We start from the raw sequence: 18,794 nt of genomic DNA, 5'->3' as shown, positions 1-18,794 counted from the left end.
GCGGCTCTACGCGGCTTTCGGCTGCTCTCTGAGGGGCGCCTCGGGCGGGCGCGGAGGCGTCGAGATCGCGCGGGCGGCGGCGCCCGCGGCCAGCAGATCACGCATGGAGACACCGGGGACCACGTAAGGCCCCGGCTCGGATTTGGTCGTGTTCGCGCTCGTGTACTCCGCAGCCGACATGGCGCCTCCTGAAGTTCGGGGGCGGGCTTGGTTAGGTAAACCTAACCACGAACTGGATACCATGTGACCACGCATGCGACGCCCGACGCAACATCTTGCCGACCGATTGTCGGAACATTCACGCAAACGTTCACACCGCGCCGAGGTCAACCGCCGCCCACCGCTCCCCCACCCCCGTGAGGGTGATGTGCCGTACCTCGTCGGTGGTGTCCCCGACGGCCCGGTGGATGAGGAGATGGAGCCGGTCGTCGGTCAGCTCCTCGACCTTGCCCTCGCCCCACTCCACGACGATGACGGACTCGGGCAGCGAGACGTCGAGGTCGAGGTCCTCCATGTCGTCGAGACCGCCGCCCAGCCGGTACGCGTCGACGTGGACCAGCGGCGGCCCGTCGACCAGGGAGGGGTGGACACGGGCGATCACGAAGGTGGGCGAGGTGACGGCCCCCCGGACACCGAGCCCCTCGCCGAGTCCGCGCGTCAGCGTCGTCTTGCCCGCGCCCAGCTCACCGGTGAGCATGACGAGATCGCCGGCCCGCAGCAGCTTGGCGAGCCGCCGGCCGAGGTCCCGCATCTCGTCGGGAGAGCCGACGACGATCCGGGCCGTGCCCGACCGGCCGCTCGCGGTGTCTGTGTGGCCCGTGGCCGACTCAGCCGGGTTGTGCGCTGCCCCTGGTGCTTCCATAACCGGAAACGGTAGCCCCTGCCGGCACCGCGCCCGCACGGGTGAGCAGGTCGGCGAGCCGGTCGGTGACCGCCTCCGGGTGCTCCAGCATCACCAGGTGCCCGGCGTCCGGCACGAGCACCAGTTCGGCGTCCGGCAGCAGGTCGGCGATGACCTCGCTGTGCTCACTGGGCGTGACGAGGTCACCGACCCCGGCCAGCACCAGCACGGGCAGCTCCTTGAAGTGGCCGAGTGCCTCGGTCTTCTCGTGGTCGGTGAACGCCGGATAGAACTCGGCGACGACGTCGATGGGTGTGCCCTCGATCATCCGCTCCGCGAACCGGGCGACGGCGGGATCGACGTCCCGCGAGGAGAACGAGTACCGCTTGATGATCCCGGCGAAGAGATCGGCGGTGGCCCGCCGCCCCCGCTCGACCCACTCGGCCTGCTGCCCCAGCGCCTTCAGCACGCCCGGCAGCACCCGCCGGACGGCGTTCACGCCCGCGACCGGCAGCCCGAAGTTGACCTCGCCGAGCCGCCCGGACGACGTACCGACGAAAGCGACGCCCACGACCCGCTCCCGCACGACGTCCGGGTACTGGTCGGCGAACGCCATGACCGTCATCCCGCCCATGGAGTGCCCGACGAGCACGATCGGCCCCTCGGGCACGGCGGCGTCGAGGACGGCCTTCAGGTCCTGGCCGAGCTGGTCGATGGAGACGGCCACACCGTCGTCGTGCTGGGCCACTCCGCGCCCGGACCGCCCGTGGCTGCGCTGGTCCCAGTACACGCTGCGTACGACACCGCGCAGGGCGGCCCGCTGGAAGTGCCAGGAGTCCTGGCTGAGGCAGTAGCCGTGGCTGAAGACGACGGTGACGGGCGCCGGGGCCTTGCGACCGAAGAGCCGCCGCCGACGCGGGGTGAGGGCGGGCGCGGCCTCCGGGTCGACGTCGTCGACCTCGTAGTACAGCTCGGTGCCGTCGTCGGCGTACGCCTTGCCCGGGGTGCCGCGCAGGGAGCCGTACGGGCCCGCCGAGTCGAGGGCGAGCCGCGCCTTCTGGCGCATGCCGCGCCCGACGGTGAGCCGCTCGACGGCGACACCCGCGGCGGCACCGGCGGCCACCACGCCTATGGCGACGCCGGCGATACCGGTCGCCCGGCGCCAGCCTCCCGCCGTCACCTCCGCGGCGGAGGCCACGGCCGCCGTGGCGGCGCTCGCGACGACCTCCGCACTGCTCTCGCTCACGTACCGCTCCTCGCTTAAATCACTGCTGTGGAAAGACTTGCCGGGGTTATCGGGGTTACCCGGGTTACCGGAGTTGCCGAAATGTCGGGGTTACTCGTGCCGCTGGTGCCGCTGGGCCCGTTTCTACGAGTTCCCCGTGCGATTACCCCACTTGTTACTCATTCACGTAGACGCGGGGCACCCGGGTTCCGATGCGGGTGACGATTTCATACGCGATCGTCCCGGCCGCCTGCGCCCAGTCCTCGGCGGTGGGCTCTCCTCGGTCGCCGGGCCCGAAGAGCAGGACCTCAGCGCCTTCCGGGGGCTCGTCGCCCCCCAGATCGACGACGAACTGGTCCATGGCGACCCGCCCGGCCACGGTCCGCCACTTGCCGCCGATCAGTACGGGACCGGTGCCGGAGGCATGACGCGGGATGCCGTCCGCGTAGCCGACGGGGACGAGGCCGAGGGTGGTGTCGCCGGGGGTGACGTAGTGGTGCCCGTAACTGACACCGTGCCCGCCGGGTACGTGCTTGACCAGCGCGAGGGAGGCGGCCAGCGTCATCACGGGGCGCAGGCCGAGGTCTGCGGAGGTGCCGATCTCGGGGCTGGGCGAGATGCCGTAGACGGCCACCCCGGTCCGTACGAGGTCGAAGTGCGTGTCCGGGCGGCTGAGCACGGCGGGCGAGTTCGCGAGATGCCGCACCTCGGGCCGCAGTCCGTGCCGCTCGGCGTACGCGATCATCTCGTGGAAGCGGGTGAGCTGGGCGTCGATGGACGGATGCTCGGGCTCGTCGGCGCAGGCGAGGTGGGACCACAGCCCGGTCACCCGGATCAGCCCGTCGTGCTCGGCGCGCAGCGCGGCGGCGACGAGCGCGCACCAGTCGTCCCCCGGCTGGCAGCCGCCGCGCCCGAGCCCGGTGTCGGCCTTGAGCTGGACGCGCGCGGGCCGCCGCGCGGCGGCAGCCGCCTCGACGACCGCCCGCAGGGCCCACATCCCGCCCACCGACACGTCGATGTCGGCCTCGACGGCCTCCTGCCAGGGCCCGCCGGGCGTCCACAGCCAGCACATGACCCGGACATGGCGAGGAATCCCGGAGTCCGGCCGCCGCAGGGCGAGCGCCTCCTCGGGCGTGGCGGTACCGAGCCAGTCGGCACCTGCTTCGACAGCCGCCCGAGCACACCGGAGCGCACCGTGGCCGTACGCGTCGGACTTGACGACGGCCATCAGGGCCGCACCGCGCGCACGGGCATGCAACGCCCGTACGTTGGCCCGCAGGGCGTCCAGATCGATCTCGGCGCGGGCACGCAGGGCGCCGGCGGTCGGGGGTGCAGTCTCACTCATGGCGCCCCCAGTGTCTCAGAGCCACCTCACACCTCCGGCCCGGAACCCGGCGTTCAGCCACCCGTACATCCCGCCAGGCCCTCCCGACCCCCTCCGCCACGTCCTGCGCCCCCACCGGCGCCCCCTCCGCGGCCAACCTCCCCGCCAGCCCGTGCAGATACGCGCCCACACTCCCCGCGTCCAACGCCGACAGCCCCGCCGCCAGCAACGACCCGCTGAGCCCCGACAGCACGTCCCCGCTGCCGGCGGTGGCGAGCCATCCCGTACCGGTCGCGTTCACCCGCACGGCGCCTCCCGCCGGGTCCGCGACCAACGTGGTCGAGCCCTTGAGCAGGACGGTCGCGCCATAGCGGCCGGCGAGTTCCCGTACGGCCGACAGCCGCGCGCCCTCGACCTCCGAGCGGCTGATGCCGAGCAGCGCGGCGGCCTCCCCGGCGTGCGGGGTCATCAGCGTGGGCGCGGTACGTCCCCGGACCGCGTCCCGGTCCGCCAGCCGCAGCCCGTCCGCGTCGATCAGTACGGGTACGTCCGCCTCCAGCACCTCGGCGACCGTGCCGGCGTCGTCCCCGGCCCCGGGCCCCACGACCCACGCCTGCACCCGTCCCGCCTTGTGCGGCCCCTGGTCGGACACGAGCGTCTCGGGAAAGCGGGCGATGACCGCGTCCGCCGCCGGACCCACGTACCGCACGGCTCCGGCGCCGCCCCGCAGCGCCCCGGCGACGGCGAGCACGGCGGCCCCGGGATACCGGGCCGAACCCGCCGCGATCCCGACGACGCCACGCCGGTACTTGTCGCTCTCGACGCCGGGCACCGGCAACAGCCGGGCGACGTCCGCGTGTTGCAGCGCCTCCAGCTCGGGGCGGGCGGGAAGTACCTCCCCGAGTCCGATGTCGACGAGGCGCACGGTCCCGGCGTACTCGCGCGCGGGATCGATGAGAAGCCCCGGCTTGTGGGTCCCGAAGGTGACGGTCAGGTCGGCCCGGATCGCCGCCCCCGACACCTCACCGCTGTCGGCGTCGACCCCGCTGGGCAGATCGACGGCGACCACGGCGGCCCGCGCCCCCCGCACCGCCTCCGCCAACGGCACGGCATCGCCGCGCAGCCCGCCCCGCCCCCCGATCCCGACGATGCCGTCGACGACGAGATCGGCGCGGCTGATCACCCCCTCGGCGCCACCCGCCGCGGAGACGGCCGTCCCGCCCGCCGCCCGCAGCGCCGCCAGCCCCCCGGCGTGCGTGCGCTCCGGCGCGAGCAGCACCGCCGTGACGCCCGCTCCGCGCCGGGCGAGCCGGGCACCGGCGTACAGGGCGTCGCCCCCGTTGTCTCCGCTGCCGACGAGCAGGACGACCCGGCTGCCGTACACCCGCCCCATCAACTGGCCGCAGGCGACGGCAAGTCCGGCCGCCGCGCGCTGCATGAGCGCACCCTCCGGCAACCGCGCCATCAGCTCACGCTCGGCCGCCCGTACCGTCTCCACGCCGTACGCAGTTCGCATACACCGAGTCTCCCGCACACGTGGCCGACGGGCCCGGCGAGCCGCCTCCCCGCCCCGGGGACCTCATCCCTCGGCCACCACCACGGCCGAAGCGACGCCCGCGTCATGGCTGAGCGACAGATGCCATGACCGCACCCCGAGTTCGGCGGCGCGCGCCGCCACCGTCCCCGTCACCCGCAGCCAGGGCCGCCCGCTGTCCTCGACGCAGACCTCCGCGTCAGTCCAGAGCAGACCGGCCGGCGCGCCCAGCGCCTTGGCGAGGGCCTCCTTCGCGGCGAACCGGGCGGCGAGCGAGGCGACACCGCGCCGCTCACCGCTGGGGAGGAGCAACTCGCTCTCCAGAAACAGCCGTTGGACCAGGCCGGGCGTCCGCTCCAGGGACGCCGCGAACCGTTCGATCTCCGCCACGTCGATACCGACCCCGATGATGCTCATACCGAGCACCCTATGGTGAGCGCTGCCCCGGTTCGAGGGGCGGCGAGGGCAGCGCGAAGTGGTCGGCGATGATCCGTACGGTGTGGGCGCCGTCGGCGTTGAAGCCGGGCTCGGAGTCGTACCTGGGCGTGTCCCGGCCTACGATCCCGGCGGCCAGCAACTCCCGTACGAGCAGGTCGGCCAGCCCGCCGGAGCGCCGCGACTCGCGTCGCGCACCGAGGTTGAACAGGGTCCTCTCGAACCCGCCACGGCTGTACACGAACTGGAAGGGGTGCTCGGCGCAGTGCGGGATCATGTAGTTCTGCCCGTGCGGGCAGGCGCACGCGGGCGTGGAGGCGAGGAACACGGTCTCCACGCGCTCCGGATCACCGGCCCGCTGCGCATGATGGTGACGACCCATGACAGCGGTGATGCTGCGGGCCAGATCCCACCCGGTCTGCCCACTCTCCCTCACACCCGGGCCCGGGCCGATATAGGCGTCCTGCACCACCCACACCCAGCCGCCGTCCTCCCCGACGGCGCGGAGAGGACGTCCCGCTTCCTCAAATATGTTGACCACGACGTCCATGGCCATGCCCTTGCAGAAGGTGACGAACGTGTTGGGGGCGAGCCAGGTCACCGTCACTCTCCCACCACCCCGCTCGACGCGGCTGCCAGGGAGGCCACGGACAGGGACGGCAGTTCGAAGTAATCGGAGATGGCCCGCACGAGACGCTCGTGATCGTCCCGCCCCTCGAACCGCGCGCCGGGACCGATGAGGTTCGCGGCGAGAAGTTCCTCGGACAGATAGTCGGGATTGTCGCCGACCCGCTGTCCGATGCTCTCAAAACTGAACCCGAGGACGAACCGGCCGTCCCGGTGGTACGTGAACTCGGGCGCGAACCCCTTCGCACTGCACGGATCGACCACGAACACGACGATCTCCACACCCCGCGGACACAGATCGCCGTAGCGAACGGAGTCGTAGTCCTCGATCTCCCAGTTGTGCATGTCGTGCACCGCCCACACCCACCCGTCCCCTTCGCCGCACGCGAGGGGTTCGCGGTCGAGGGCACCCAACGCCTCGACAAGCACAGCGAGGGGCATACGCCGGGCGAAGACGACATTCACGTCATGGCCCGGAAACGGATCATGTATCCAGTCGGTCATGGGAAGCACCCTAGGCGGGGGCACTGACATCCCGGCCCGACGGTCAGCCGGAGGCCGATTCCTCGGCGAACAGATCCTCCGCACGCTCTACCGTCCGGGACCGTTCCAGCCAGGTGTCGACGCGCTCGAGGTCGGTGCAGGTGGTGAGGCGCTCACGTACGTCTGCCGATACGGGGATGCCGCGCACCTCCAGAACCAACAGGATCCCCTTCACCTCACCCTCGACCTTGCCCCTGGCTTCACCCCTGGCTTCACCCTTGGCCTCGCCCTCGAGATAGGCCGTCTCACGAACAGTCCCCCGGCCGGGGAAGTAGCTGACGAACGACATGATGTCCTTCCATTTCTTTCCTGCGGGCGTCTTACCCAGGGTGACTTCCAGAAAGTCGAAGAAGTACTCGGCGGTGTCGGGCTCGGTCTCCCAGAGTTCCTGAAGGACCTTCCCAATGGCTTCCAGTATGGCGTCGCCGTCGCAACTGCGGGCGTGTGCCAAAGCGGACAGCACGGCCAGGGGGAGATTCTTGGCGACGGTCCTGACATCGGTGATCACCGGCAGGTTGTCCGGCCCGGCGACCAGCGGATACACGCGCAAAGCTGTCCAGCCGCGCGTGCCGCACTCGAAGGGGCCGACTGCCCACTTGGCCGTGGCTTGGTCCTGGCAGACCACAAGCAGCAGCACGGGCAGTCCGTACTTCGCCTGGAGGTAGCTGACGTAATAAGCCCAGCTCCGCGCCTTGCCCGCGACCTTGGCCGACTGTGACTCGATGGCGAGCAGGAAGTCCTCTCCGTCGGAGGGGCCAATACGCAGGACGGTGTCCACACGACGTTCCAGCGGCCGGGCCCCCGTCACATCCGTCGTGACGGCGTCCACGGTCGCCTTTTCCGAGAACGGGACTCCCAGCACCCCGAACACGGGAGCCAGGATCTCGGGCCGCTCCTGAAAGATGCGGTGCAAGCCCTCGTGAGCTGAAGTGACCATGTGCGCAACCATGGTTCAGCGGTAAAGGCGTTCCGAGCCATTCGCAATGCGTTCACTCTTTCGAGTTCTCGGAAAAACGTTCACGCCGTCGCGTTCAGCTCGCACCACACGCCTCAAGTCCCCGACAGGCACCCTCACACCCCGCCCGGATTCCTCTTCCGCCACCGCCACATTCTGAGCGCACCGGCCCGATGGTCGTCCTCGAAACCGGCGCCCAGCGGGCCCACCCGGTCGATTGCCTCGCCAGTGCGTGGGTCGTCGCGCACCGCGAGGCCGTATGCCGCTTCCAGGCGTACGAGTTGGTCGGTGTGGGCGAGCAGGGCCACCAACGCGTCGGACACGGCGGGCGTGCGGATTCGGGAGCCGGCGAGTGTCGTCGCCGCCGCGCTCCGTGCGGCCGGGTCGGGGTCCTCGGCCAGGAGCAGCAGCGCCCGGGTGATCTCCGGGAGGAGATCGTCGTCCCGCATGCCCGCCTCGCAGGCCGCGACCCGTACCCCGACGTCCGGGTCACGGGTGAGGGTGAGCAGCGCGGCCTTGGCCGCAGGGGTAAGCGGGACACCGTACGTCGGGAAGGCGTACGGCACTTCGCGGCGTACCCGGGGGTCGGGGTGGTCGGCGTAGCGAAGCCCGATCGCCTCCTGGTCCCGGTGCGTGTACTCGGTGTAGAGGTCCAGCACCTTCGCGAGGAGCCCGCTGTCCGTTTCCTCCGCCGCCCAGGCAGCCAGGAAGTCGCTCTCGCGCTTCTCGTGGGAGGGGCCGTCGGCATACACGAGCGACCGCAACCTCACGAAGTCCAGCACGAACCGGCGGTGCGGCGGGTCGGAGTCGTGGCGGTGGGCGACCACGGCCGACCAGGTCTCGAAGCTGCGGCGCTGGGTGAGAGTCACGCAGACCGTCGACCAGTTCACATGGTCCTCGTGGGGCGGATCGACGGCGCGGGCGATCAGCTCCTCGACGGGGGTCAGGATGCGGAAGGCCCACTCCAGAGAGGTGAGGACGGCCCCGTGGCCTGCCCGTACGACGAGCCCGCCGAGCGACACCTGTTCGACCCACTCGTACTCGTCGTCCTGCACGCGGACCACGTCCACCGGGCCCGGCGTACCCGCCCTGCGCCGCAACTCCTCGGCCGCGCCCGTCTCGTACCAACCCCGAGCCAGCGTGAGCAGCCGTTCCCGGGCCTCCTCCGGCATCCGTAGCCGGGGTTCCTTGCCCAGCACCGCCGAGAAGACCGCCGGGGAGCCTCCGTCGACGGCACGCCACAGAGGAGTGGTCCCGTCGGGCAGGACGCGGTCGGGGTCCGCCCCGCCCTCCACCAACGCCTCGGCGACCACGGCGTCGTACGCGGCCACAGCCACGCACAGCACCGGCGCGGAATCAGCGTCCGCATCCACCGTGTTCGGGTCGGCGCCCTCCTCCAACAGGGCCCGCACCGTCTCCGCGTCCCCCGCCCGGACCGCAGACCTGAGGCGGCTGTCGAGCGTGTCCTCGCTCATTCCCCGTCCTCCGTTCGGACGAGATGCTCCACCTCGGTGACGAGATGCTCCCCGTACCCGAACCCGGCACCGATCGCCTCGTACCGCTCGTACTGCTCCCGGGTGACCGGCACGGACAGCACCCTCAGGACGGAGAGGAACAGCCGGAATCCGAGGTCGGGATCCACCTGGCCGACGACCTGCTCCAGCGCCGTCATGACCTCGGGCGCCGGCAGAGGCCGCCGATGCGGGCTGACGACCTTGTCCGTCACCACGAGTGCCGCCTCCCGGACCTCCCGCAGCACCGCTTCCGTCAGGCCGGCAGGGCGGTTCGACGGCACAACCAGTGGGACCTCGTACCCGGGTGCAGCCTCTCGCAGGCGCTCCCCGCACACGTCCGCGATCCGGTCCAGCCAGTCCCGGCCCTCGAGCTCGAAGCCAGCCCCGAGACCGCCGTTCGACGCGGCCTGCCACAGCGTGTTGATCGTGTCGGTGGACAGGGAGGACTCCCCCAGCCGGAGTACGTCGTCGAGGAGAGCCGCCGCCTGCGAGCCGGGAGCCAGACCCGCGTCCGCGAGGACCAGCCGCTCGATGGTCTCCCGCACGGTGCCCTCGTACTGCCATGAGCCCGAGAACAGCGAGGCGAGGGCCGGCAGCCCGAAGTCGAACACGAAGTCGCGCCGCCCCGGGTCGAGAGGCGGCCACCGGACGTGAAGCCCTTCGAACACGGCCCTACCGGGGTAGGCCAGACGGTCCCCCAGCGCCAGCAGACGGTCGTACTGTTCCTTCTCCACCGGTACCGCGTACGCCTTCAGCACCCTGAGGAGCAGCCGGAGTCCGAGGTCCGCGTCCGCCTCGGTCACGACGGTCTCCAGAGCCGGGGCGATGTGCGGCACCGTGACGGCACGGGTCAGGATCTCCTTCACCGAACCGATCTCCCGCAACACCGCCCCCCGCAGTTCCTCCTCCGCGATCACCGGCGCAAGGCTTGTCACGACAGGGCTCGGCTCCTTCCTCGTACGGACCGGGCAGGCCTCGGCGAGGCGGCGCAGCCATGTACGCGTGTCCATGCCATGGGCGGCCGGATCGAAGCACCGGCGGGTGGCGGCGAGCCACACCCTGTGCAGAGCCTCCTCCGGCAGGCCGGAGGCGAGCAGTTTCCGCACGTCCCTGCCCAGTTGGTCGTCTTCGTCCTGGCCACAGACCTGCTCGGTGGCCAGGCTCAGCACCGCCGTCGCGTCGGGTGCCCCCGTCCGGGTGTCCAGTCCGGGCAGCTTCCCCGTCAGCCCGCTCAGGCCGAAGTCCTCCTCATGGTCGGCGTAGTACAACTCGCGCGGATGTGACACCGCGATCCTCCTCGTTCACTGCTGCGCCTGTTCACAGACAACAGCACGCGGGCACCCCTCGCGAGGGAGGGATGCCCGCGTGCTGGATACGCGCCCGACTGTCAGCTCTTCGGGAGCGGGTAGGCCGTGTACACGACGTACTTGCTCGGCTTGTGCTTACCGACGTACCTCAGCATGATCTGGACCTTGTTGCTGGCGGCCTCTCCGGCGCGGGGCCCGCCCCTGGTCCACGTGGTGCCGAGCGACACCCGGTCCCTGAGCGTCCACTCGATCGGGAGCAGGTCTCTGTCCGGCACGAAGATGTAGCCCGCCTGCCCCTGCTTCTTGGCCTCACGGATCTTCCAGTTCGCCAGCTTCTTCGCGTTGCTCGGGTTCAGCACCCACGCCTCGAGGGCATCCTCGACAGCTTTCGCGGCGGTCGCCTCATCCGGCCACTTCGTCACGATGCCCTCGGTCTGCGCCTTGTTGTACGCCTCCTCGGCGGTGCCGTCGATGTGCTTCGCCTTGGTGTGCGCGCCCGCGATGCCCTCGTCGCCGAGGACGTTGACGCAGTTGTGGACGAGTACGTCCTGCTCCGCCACGCCCAGGGTGCGCACGAAGAACGTGTGCGTCCCGCCGACCGTGAAGTCGTACACCTCGCTGGGGGCGAGTCCCGCGCGGTCCCGGAGAGCCGTCACGGTCCGGCGCGTCCCGTCCGGGGTGCGCAGCCGGTCGCCGACCCGCAGTGCGGAGACCCTGGTCCAGCCTCGGTCCACGACGAAGAACCGGTGCCCGGTCGTACTGGTCAGCAGACCACCCGCGACCGTGATGTCCACCAGGTGCTCGGTGTCGTGCCGGAACGTGTCCGTCACCGGTGCCGACCGCAGCGCACCGGTGTCCGCGTCGGCGGACACGACCTGGTCGCCCTCGCGCACCTCACGGATCGCCTTGCGCGTACCGTCGGCCATCAGCACCGGGGTGTCACCCGGGAAACTGTCGACCTTGCAGGCCGAGACCACGTCCTCGTACGCGTTGACCGTGGCCTCGATCTTGGCCAGCGCAGCCGGGTCCAGATCCAGCTTCCGCAGCGCTTTGAACGCGTCGGCGACTCCGATCCCGGTCTTCATCGCGGCGTCCAGCGCGAAGAGCGCCTCTCCGAGCTTCCCGAACACCTTGCCCGGGATGAAGTTGGACGCGAACCACGCGCAGCTGGACTTGTCACCGTGGTAGCAGCGGGCGACATCGCCCAGCACGATCTCGTACAGGACCGCGCCGGCGACGTCCCCGAAGAGGTTCTGCCAGCCGATCCGGGTGATCTCACCGAAGCTGAAGTAGTGGGTCCACTCCCTCTTCTGGTCCTTGAGCGTCTTCGTGTCGAGGTATTCCGTGTCCTTCTTCGGGCAGCCGGTCTCGGTGGCGGGAACGTCGGGATTGGTGCAGAGGTAGAAGCTGACCGTGATGTCGACATGCAGCTCGTACGTCACCGTGCAGCCCTGGAGCGGCACGTACTCGCACTTGTTGAGCTGCTTGGCCGGTCCCGCCTCCGTCATCTTGTCGACGACGTAGAAGACACCGGGGGTGCCGGTTCCGGAACCCTCGGCGACCGTCTGGTTGGCCTCCTTGCGCTCCGAGGAATCAGCTGCCGCCTGCGCGGAGTCCGCGTGCTTGTGCGCGTCCTTCGCCGCTTCCTCCGCGAGCGTCGCCTCCGCGTCCGCCCGGTCCGCCGCCGCGCGGGCCTCCTTCGCCGCCTGCTCGGCCGCGGAGGCCGCCTGACGGGCCGCGGCCGCGTCCAGGGCCGCCTGGTCGGCGGACGCGCGGGCGTCCTTGGCGTAGCCCTCGGCGCGCCCGGCGGCACGGTCGGCCGCTGCCGCGTCCTCCGTGGCCTGACGGTCGTACTCGATGGTGCGGGCGAGCGACTTCTGCGCCTCGGCGGCGTACTTCGCCGCCTCCGCCGAGTAACCCATCGCCTCCTTGGCCGACTTGCGGGCCTGCGCCGCGAAGTCGGCGGCCTCGGACGCCAGCACGAGGGCCGCCTTCGCGTCACCCGTCGCCGCGTTCGCGGTGCTCTGGGCCTGCGTCGCGACCTTCGCCGCGTTCGCCGCGTGCGCCTCGGCGACCGCCACCTGCTGCTCGGCGATCGTCTTCGTCGACTGGCCGGTCAGGACCGCGAGACCCGCCGCCGAGTCCGTCGTGACATACGGCGAACCGAGCTGGATCGCGTCGTTCGCCGGAGCCGCCACCTGCTGCGCCGAGTTACGGGCGTCCTCCGCCGCCTGCGCGGTGGTGTACGCGTGACCGACGGCGTCCGCCGCGCCGGCGACCGCCTTGGCCGCCTCGGCCTTGGCCACGTCGGCGTGCGTCTTCGCCTCGGCCGCGTACTTCTCGGCCTGGTCGGCGAGTTCGTCCGCCGTCCGGGCCGCCTGAGCCGCGACCTGCGAGGCCTTGATGGCGTCGGCCGCGGAGGCCGTCGCCGTCCGGACCGCCGCGTCCGCCCGCAGCTTCGCCGCGTTCGCCGCGTCCGACTCCGCACGGGCCCGTCTGGCCGCCGCCTCGGCGCGCGTCGCCGCCGCGTCGGCGTCGGCCGCCGCCCGGGTCGCCGCGTCCGCCTCGCCACGGGCCGACGCCGCGGCCGACTCCGCGTCGCTCGCGTGCCGGTCCGCCTCGTCGGCCGCCGCCCGGGACGCCGCCGCCTGGTCGTCGGCGTCGTGCGCCTGGGCGTACGCCTCCTTCGCGTCCGCCTTCGCCCGCGCCGTGTTCGCCCGGCTCTCGGCGTCCCACGCGTCGTCCCGCTTGGCCTTCGCGTTGTCCCGTGCCGCCTCCGCGTCCTGACGACGCTCACGCGCCGTCTTCTCGGAGGCCTCGGCGCGTCCCTTCGCGGTGTTGGCCTCGGTCGCGTATCCCTCGGCGTTCTGCCGGTGCTGCGCGGCCTCGGCCTGCTTCTGGGCGGCGGTCTCCATCTCCGCCTTCGCCGTCAGCGCCTCCTTCTCGGCGTTCAGCCGGTGGGCGTGCGCGTCGGCGGCGGCGGCCTTCGCGTCACCCTCCGCCTTCTGCGTCTCCTCCAGCTTCTGCTTGGCCAGATCCCGGGCCGCCTTGGCGTTCTGCGCCTGCACGGCGGCGGCGTCGGCAGCCGCCTTCGCCTGTTCCCGCGCCGCGTTCGCCGCGGCCGTACGGAACGCCGCCTTCCACGCGGCGGTCTGCGTGACGGCACGCGCGGCGATGGCCGCACTGTCCCCGGCGGCGGCACGCGTGGCCGCCTCAGCGGTCTCGCCGGCCTTCACCAGCGCGTCCAGCGCCGCCGAGGCGGCCTTGGTGACCTGCGCCTTCTGCAGACCGACCAGCAGCCCGCGGCCCCGGGGGGCACCGGCCTGATCGGCGATCGTGTACGAGGCCTGCTGGGCCGTGTCCGACGCCGTGGCCGCCTTCTTCGCGGCGGCCGCCTGCGCCCTGATCAGGGCAAGCTGGTTGACCGACGCGGCCTTGGTGGCGGCGCCGCTCGCCTTCACCTTGGCGAACTGGGCCGCCGTCGGGTAGTCGAGGCTGTCGGTGCCCTGGTGACCTGACGGCGTGATGTCGAACTTCTGCGGGACGGTGCCCTTGCAGTCCCACATCCGGCCGTCACGGCTGTTGGCGTACGACGCGAGGTCGAGGCAGTTGCCGGTGCCCGTGTTGAACAGCCGCGTGGTGGCGTGGGTGTCGTACTGCCACTTCTGGGCCGCGCTGTTGTTGCACGTCCAGATCTGTACGGGCGTCCCGTTGGCGGTGTCGGCGCTCTTCACGTCCAGGCACTTGCCCGAGTTGACGTTGACGAGCGTGTCATCCTTGATCTGCCACTTCTGCCCGGCGCTGCCGTTGCAGGTGTAGATCTGCACGAGGGAGCCGTTGGTCTTGGCCCCGCCCGCGACCTCGAGGCACTTGTCGGCGGCACCGTTCGCGTGGATGACCATCGGGCTGTCACCGATCCAGCCGGGACCACCGGCGGACCAGTAACTCTCCCAGCGGGTCAGTCGATCGGCGATCCAGGACTGGCCCAGCATCTCGCCGAGCGCCTTGGAACCGGCCGCGAGCGCCTTCACCGCGTCACGGTTGGCGTCGAGGATCTGGTTGCGCGGCCCGGCCTGCGCGGCGATCTCCTGCTGCCACTCCGCCGAGGCGGCGGCCACCTGCTTGCCGAGCACCCTGCTCGGGTCGACCGGCCCGCGCCATCCGCACGCCGCGAACCGTGTCTTCAGGTCCTCGACGGCGAGCCGGTACTCGACGGTGCCCGGTTCGGCAGCCGTACGCGGGAACCCGCCCGACGCCAGGAAGAGCCGCGCGTTGTCCGAACTCGTGGGCTCCTGGCTCCAGTTGACCAGGTTGTCCCACGCCTGGTGCTCGGCGAAGGCCCGGTTCCACTCGGGACCGGGCAGCGACGTGTCCGGGGAACTGCCGTAGAGCGGGGTACCGAGAGCCCTGACGGCCTGCAGCGTGGCCTCGTCGGCCTTCGGCGTCGGGTCCTTGTACAGGTCGCCCTCGGTCTTCCAGAACCGGTCCCAGATCCACTGGGAGATACCGGTCTGCTGGAAGAAGTCCTTCTCTTCGCTGCCGGGCAGTCCCGGCGGGTCCTGGAAGTCCGCGACGCTCTTGAACCCGCCCGGGGTCGGCAGCCCCAGCACCGGCTTCTGCCACACCTGGAGGCGGGCGTCGAGCGCGTCGCCCTCCTTCTTCGCGGCGTCCTTGTCCTGCTGGAACGCCTTCGCCATCGGAGTGGCGTTCCAGTACTCGCGGTTCGCCGCCGTGTGCAGCTTGTCCGGGGTCTGGTTGAGCGCGTCCTGCGCGATGGTGAACATGTCCTGGCCGCCGAGACGCAGCGCGTCGGCCATCAGGCACTGGTCCTGCCGGAGTTGCTGCGCGGCGGCGCTGTCGAACCCCTCGTAGCTGTCGGCGACGTCGGCGACGGGCGCGATGTCGTCGGCGTACCGGCCGGCCAGTTCGGGCCGGGCGGTGACCGCGCTCAGGACGGCTATGGAGAGAACGACCGGAACCACACGCGCGAAGCGTCTTGTCGATCTTCGCAACGACAAAGAGAACATCCCCCTCGTGAACAAGTGCAGGCAGGGGTCACCTGTCCTGCCCGTCCGAAGAGGCAGACCTGGCGGCGGTTCCCCCCGTGCGCAGTCTGATGTGCGCGATGGCGAACGGGTCGGGTCCGCCTGGCGCGCGGGATCACCATAGACATGACACAGATTCCACACAAGTCACGAAAACGCAACAAGGGCCCCGCCGCTCGAAAGCGACAGGGCCCTTGGCACTGCATAACATGGGAATTGTGGAGATGGCGGGAATCGAACCCGCGTCCAACGGTGCGGAATCAGGGCTTCTCCGTGTGCAGTTCGCTGTGCTTTTCTCGGCCCCGGCAATCACGCGAACAAGTCGCCGACGGGCCCAGTCACTGTTAGATTTCCCTTTTCACCCCGCGACCGGGATCAAGGTTTAGTCCCCTAGCTGATGCCAGGATCCGGGTCGGGAACACCCCCGGGCTGACACTCCCTTTAGTAAGGAGCTGGCTCGTCGCTACCTGAGATCAGGCGGCGAGGGAGAACAGCTGCTTGGGAGAATCGCTGTTGGAATTGGCGATTATTTTTTTCGGCCTGTGGTTTACGAGATCATGGCCGCTTCCTCGACACGCTTCACCTGCTTCGACAGCCGCTGTCGAAACCGATCATCCCCATGTTGTTTTTTCAAACCCTCCGAAGAGGAAGTACACCCTCGGTGAGGTGCAGTCACCATCGTACGTGACCAACGCACGCCGATGCCACCGTATTCCGGGAGGGGCTACCCGTGCTGCTGCTTGCGCCGCACCGCCGAGACCGCCCGGTCCGTCTCGCGACGGTCCTGCTTCTCCCGCAGTGTCTGTCGCTTGTCGTACTCCTTCTTGCCTCGCGCCAGCGCGATCTCGATCTTCGCCCTGCCGTCCTTGAAGTACAGGGCGAGGGGCACGATCGCGAGACCCGACTCCCCCGACTTCGACTCCAGCTTCTCGATCTCCGCGCGGTGCAGCAGCAGCTTCCGCTTGCGCCGGGCGCTGTGGTTGGTCCAGGTGCCCTGGCTGTACTCCGGCACGTGCACGTTGTGCAGCCACGCCTCGTGTCCGTCGAGCTGCACGAAGCCGTCGACGAGCGAGGCCCGCCCCTGGCGCAGCGACTTCACCTCGGTGCCGGTGAGGACCAGACCGGCCTCGTAGGTGTCGATGACGGCGTAGTCGTGGCGCGCCTTCTTGTTCTGGGCGATCAGCTTGCGCCCTTTTTCCTTAGCCATAGTGCCGCCATTTTCGCATCAGAGGGGCGCCGGAAGGAAAGCCGATTACCGAGCGACCGCGAGGGCGGCTACGTAGGATCGCCCAGCCCGCTCAGTACGGTCTCCGCCTGCTCCAGTGCGCCCTGGTCGGCGTCGAGGTCAGGAGTGAGGCCCACCCCGTCGACGCCGCGTCCCGAAGGGGTGCGGTAGTGGCCGACGGTCAGTTCGGCGACGGAGCCGTCCGGCAGCCGGCTCGGCATCTGCACCGAGCCCTTGCCGAAGGTCCTGGAGCCCACGACGACCGCCCGGCCGCGGTCCTGGAGGGCACCGGTGAGCAGCTCGGCCGCGCTCATCGTGCCGCCGTCGACGAGCGCGACCAGGGGTCTGGTGGTGTCGCCGCCCGGTTCGGCGTGCAGGGCGCGCTGCTCGCCGTTGACGTCGTACGTGGCGACGAGGCCGCCGTCGAGGAAGGCGGAGGCGGCGGTGACGGCCTCGGTGACCAGCCCGCCGGAGTTGCCGCGCAGGTCGAGAATGATCCCGGCCCCGGCCGGCGCCTTCCGGACTGCGCCGCGCACCACATCGCCGACGCCCTTGGTGAAGGCGGCGACCCGGATGACGGTGACCTTCTTCTCGGCGACCTGCCGGACGGTCGCGGAGTCCGTGGAGAGCTGGGCCCGGCGTACGGTCCGGCTCCACGCGTGCGTGCCGCGTTCCAGACCGAGCCGGACAGCCGTACCGGCGACGGCGTCCTGTGCGTCGCCGCGCAGTAAGGAGACGACCTCGGTGACCGGCCGCCCGTCGACCGGCTTGCCGTCCACACTCCGCAGCCGGTCGCCGCTGCGGATCCCGGCGACGGCCGCGGGCGACCCGGACCGCACCTTGGTGACCTCGATACGGCCGTCCCGCTCACGCCGCGCCCACAGGCCGACGCCCGTGTACCGGCCGTCGAGGGCCTCCTCCAGCTCCTCGTACTCGCCCGAGGAGTACACCGCCCCCCAGCGGTCCCCGCTGCGGCTGACCGCGCGCTCGGCGGCCTCCATGGGGGACTTGCCCACGGCCATGGCCTCGGCAGCGGCGGCGGCGACCTCCTCGTGGTGCCCGGCGGGGGCGGCGGAGGGTGCCGGGTCCGGGAGGGGGGCCTTGCGCTCGGCGGTCTCGGGGAACGAGCCGGTGGCCGCGCCGGCGATCAGGACGCCGGCGAACAGCAACGTCAGAGCCGCCCCGCGGCCTGCGCGGCGGGGCTGTGTGAACAGGTCGCGGCCCGACATGCCGGTGAGTCTAGGACAACGCGAAGGGCCGTACGGTCGGTTGACCGAACGGCCCTCTTGGCATGCGTCACACCTTCAGGTACTTGCGCAACGCGAAGAACGCGGCAAGCGCGGGCATCAGCAGACTCGTCGCGAGGATGAGCGGCAGCTTGGTGAGTACGGCTTCCCAGCCGATGAAGTTGATCAGATTCAGCTTCTCGGACAGGGCCAGCCCGTGATCGATGATGAAGTACCGCGCGACCAGCAGGAAGGCACAGGCGACACCGCCCCCGATCAGCCCGGCGACGGCCGCCTCCATGATGAACGGCGCCTGGATGTAGAACCCGGAGGCGCCGACGAGCCGCATGATCCCGGTCTCACGCCGACGGCTGAACGCGGACACGCGCACGGTGTTGACGATCAGCATCAGCGCGACGACGAGCATCAGCGCCATCACCGCCCGGGCGGCCCAGTTCATGCCGTTGAGCAACCCGAAGAGGTTGTCAAGGATGCCTTTCTGGTCCTGCACGGACTGCACACCGTCACGCCCGTCGAACGCGGTGGCGATGACCTGGTACTTCTCCGGGTCCTTCAGCTTGATCCGGTACGACTCCTGCATCTGGTCCGGGGTGAGCGAACTGGCCAGCGGGGAGTCGCCGAACTGCTCCTTGTAGTGCTTGTAGGCCTCGTCCGCGGACTCGTACGTGACCGTCTGCACGACCGAGTCCATCTTCTCCAGATCGGCGAGGATCTGCTTCTTCTGGTCGCTGGTCACCGCGCCCTTGGCACAGTTCGGGTCGGACTCGGCGTCGCTCTTGTTGCAGAGGAACACCGAGACGTTGACCTTGTCGTACCAGTAGCCCTTCATCGTGCTGACCTGGTCGCTCATCAGGAGCGACCCGCCGAACAGGGCGAGGGAGAGGGCGACGGAGACGACGACGGCGAACGTCATCGTCAGATTGCGACGGAGACCGACACCGATCTCCGACAGTACGAACTGGGCGCGCATGG

At 70.5% G+C, this 18,794-nt stretch carries 15 protein-coding genes and 1 other RNA gene; all 16 read right to left on the bottom strand.

From position 1 onward, the window contains the following. Positions 1-6 precede the first annotated feature (6 nt). On the bottom strand, positions 7-180 hold the full coding sequence (locus tag PV396_RS41215) for a hypothetical protein (RefSeq protein WP_319213471.1): 174 nt from the start codon (positions 178-180) through the stop codon (positions 7-9). A gap of 130 nt (positions 181-310) precedes the next feature. After that, entirely contained in the window at positions 311-862 is a 552-nt protein-coding gene (gene tsaE / locus PV396_RS41210; protein ID WP_319213470.1) for a tRNA (adenosine(37)-N6)-threonylcarbamoyltransferase complex ATPase subunit type 1 TsaE, read from the bottom strand. Next, on the bottom strand, positions 828-2,087 hold the full coding sequence (locus PV396_RS41205; RefSeq protein ID WP_319213469.1) for an alpha/beta hydrolase: 1,260 nt from the start codon (positions 2,085-2,087) through the stop codon (positions 828-830). Before PV396_RS41205 ends, tsaE begins: the two co-directional genes overlap by 35 nt. Before the next feature lie 154 nt (positions 2,088-2,241). Beyond that, positions 2,242-3,411, bottom strand: a complete 1,170-nt coding sequence (gene alr / locus PV396_RS41200) for an alanine racemase (RefSeq protein ID WP_319213468.1) — start codon at positions 3,409-3,411, stop codon at positions 2,242-2,244. Next, a complete protein-coding gene (locus PV396_RS41195) occupies positions 3,404-4,906 on the bottom strand; it encodes an NAD(P)H-hydrate dehydratase (RefSeq protein WP_319213467.1) in 1,503 nt (500 codons plus the stop codon). Before PV396_RS41195 ends, alr begins: the two co-directional genes overlap by 8 nt. 63 nt (positions 4,907-4,969) lie before the next feature. Further along, positions 4,970-5,341 (bottom strand): holo-ACP synthase, encoded by a 372-nt coding sequence (locus PV396_RS41190; protein ID WP_319213466.1) that lies wholly within the window; start codon positions 5,339-5,341, stop codon positions 4,970-4,972. Between the two features lie 10 nt (positions 5,342-5,351). After that, entirely contained in the window at positions 5,352-5,966 is a 615-nt protein-coding gene (locus tag PV396_RS41185; RefSeq protein ID WP_319213465.1) for a hypothetical protein, read from the bottom strand. Then, positions 5,963-6,490 carry a hypothetical protein gene (locus PV396_RS41180; protein WP_319213464.1) on the bottom strand — a complete coding sequence of 176 codons (528 nt, stop codon included), beginning with the start codon at positions 6,488-6,490 and terminating at the stop codon, positions 5,963-5,965. The genes PV396_RS41185 and PV396_RS41180 overlap by 4 nt, the downstream gene beginning before the upstream one ends. Positions 6,491-6,533: 43 nt before the next feature. Beyond that, complete coding sequence (locus tag PV396_RS41175) at positions 6,534-7,466, bottom strand: hypothetical protein (RefSeq protein ID WP_319213493.1); 933 nt, start codon at positions 7,464-7,466, stop codon at positions 6,534-6,536. Between the two features lie 134 nt (positions 7,467-7,600). Further along, positions 7,601-8,959, bottom strand: a complete 1,359-nt coding sequence (locus PV396_RS41170) for a HEAT repeat domain-containing protein (RefSeq protein ID WP_319213463.1) — start codon at positions 8,957-8,959, stop codon at positions 7,601-7,603. Further along, complete coding sequence (locus tag PV396_RS41165; protein WP_319213462.1) at positions 8,956-10,284, bottom strand: hypothetical protein; 1,329 nt, start codon at positions 10,282-10,284, stop codon at positions 8,956-8,958. The genes PV396_RS41170 and PV396_RS41165 overlap by 4 nt, the downstream gene beginning before the upstream one ends. Positions 10,285-10,385: 101 nt before the next feature. Continuing rightward, positions 10,386-15,332 carry a ricin-type beta-trefoil lectin domain protein gene (locus PV396_RS41160; protein WP_416071569.1) on the bottom strand — a complete coding sequence of 1,649 codons (4,947 nt, stop codon included), beginning with the start codon at positions 15,330-15,332 and terminating at the stop codon, positions 10,386-10,388. A gap of 234 nt (positions 15,333-15,566) precedes the next feature. Then, positions 15,567-15,969, bottom strand: a transfer-messenger RNA (tmRNA) gene (gene ssrA / locus PV396_RS41155). A gap of 105 nt (positions 15,970-16,074) precedes the next feature. After that, entirely contained in the window at positions 16,075-16,557 is a 483-nt protein-coding gene (gene smpB, locus PV396_RS41150) for an SsrA-binding protein SmpB (RefSeq protein WP_319213460.1), read from the bottom strand. A gap of 68 nt (positions 16,558-16,625) precedes the next feature. Then, complete coding sequence (locus PV396_RS41145) at positions 16,626-17,804, bottom strand: S41 family peptidase (RefSeq protein ID WP_319213459.1); 1,179 nt, start codon at positions 17,802-17,804, stop codon at positions 16,626-16,628. Positions 17,805-17,871: 67 nt separating this feature from the next. Continuing rightward, positions 17,872-18,792, bottom strand: coding sequence for a permease-like cell division protein FtsX (gene ftsX / locus PV396_RS41140; protein ID WP_319213458.1), 921 nt, complete (start codon positions 18,790-18,792; stop codon positions 17,872-17,874). Positions 18,793-18,794 lie beyond the last annotated feature (2 nt).

The organism is Streptomyces sp. ME02-8801-2C (genome assembly GCF_033793965.1).
Taxonomy (GTDB): Bacteria; Actinomycetota; Actinomycetes; order Streptomycetales; family Streptomycetaceae; genus Streptomyces.
The sequence above is the reverse complement of the archived record's forward strand: the minus strand, read 5'-3'. Positions and strand labels throughout refer to the sequence as shown.

Coding starts and splice junctions, on each gene's coding strand:
- alr (WP_319213468.1), bottom strand. CDS start 3,411: ATGAGTGAGACTGCACCCCCGACCGCCGGCGCCCTGCGTGCCCGCGCC.
- PV396_RS41195 (WP_319213467.1), bottom strand. CDS start 4,906: ATGCGAACTGCGTACGGCGTGGAGACGGTACGGGCGGCCGAGCGTGAG.
- PV396_RS41145 (WP_319213459.1), bottom strand. CDS start 17,804: ATGTCGGGCCGCGACCTGTTCACACAGCCCCGCCGCGCAGGCCGCGGG.
- smpB (WP_319213460.1), bottom strand. CDS start 16,557: ATGGCTAAGGAAAAAGGGCGCAAGCTGATCGCCCAGAACAAGAAGGCG.
- ftsX (WP_319213458.1), bottom strand. CDS start 18,792: ATGCGCGCCCAGTTCGTACTGTCGGAGATCGGTGTCGGTCTCCGTCGC.
- PV396_RS41180 (WP_319213464.1), bottom strand. CDS start 6,490: ATGACCGACTGGATACATGATCCGTTTCCGGGCCATGACGTGAATGTC.
- tsaE (WP_319213470.1), bottom strand. CDS start 862: ATGGAAGCACCAGGGGCAGCGCACAACCCGGCTGAGTCGGCCACGGGC.
- PV396_RS41160 (WP_416071569.1), bottom strand. CDS start 15,332: ATGTTCTCTTTGTCGTTGCGAAGATCGACAAGACGCTTCGCGCGTGTG.
- PV396_RS41170 (WP_319213463.1), bottom strand. CDS start 8,959: ATGAGCGAGGACACGCTCGACAGCCGCCTCAGGTCTGCGGTCCGGGCG.
- PV396_RS41175 (WP_319213493.1), bottom strand. CDS start 7,466: ATGGTCACTTCAGCTCACGAGGGCTTGCACCGCATCTTTCAGGAGCGG.
- PV396_RS41190 (WP_319213466.1), bottom strand. CDS start 5,341: ATGAGCATCATCGGGGTCGGTATCGACGTGGCGGAGATCGAACGGTTC.
- PV396_RS41215 (WP_319213471.1), bottom strand. CDS start 180: ATGTCGGCTGCGGAGTACACGAGCGCGAACACGACCAAATCCGAGCCG.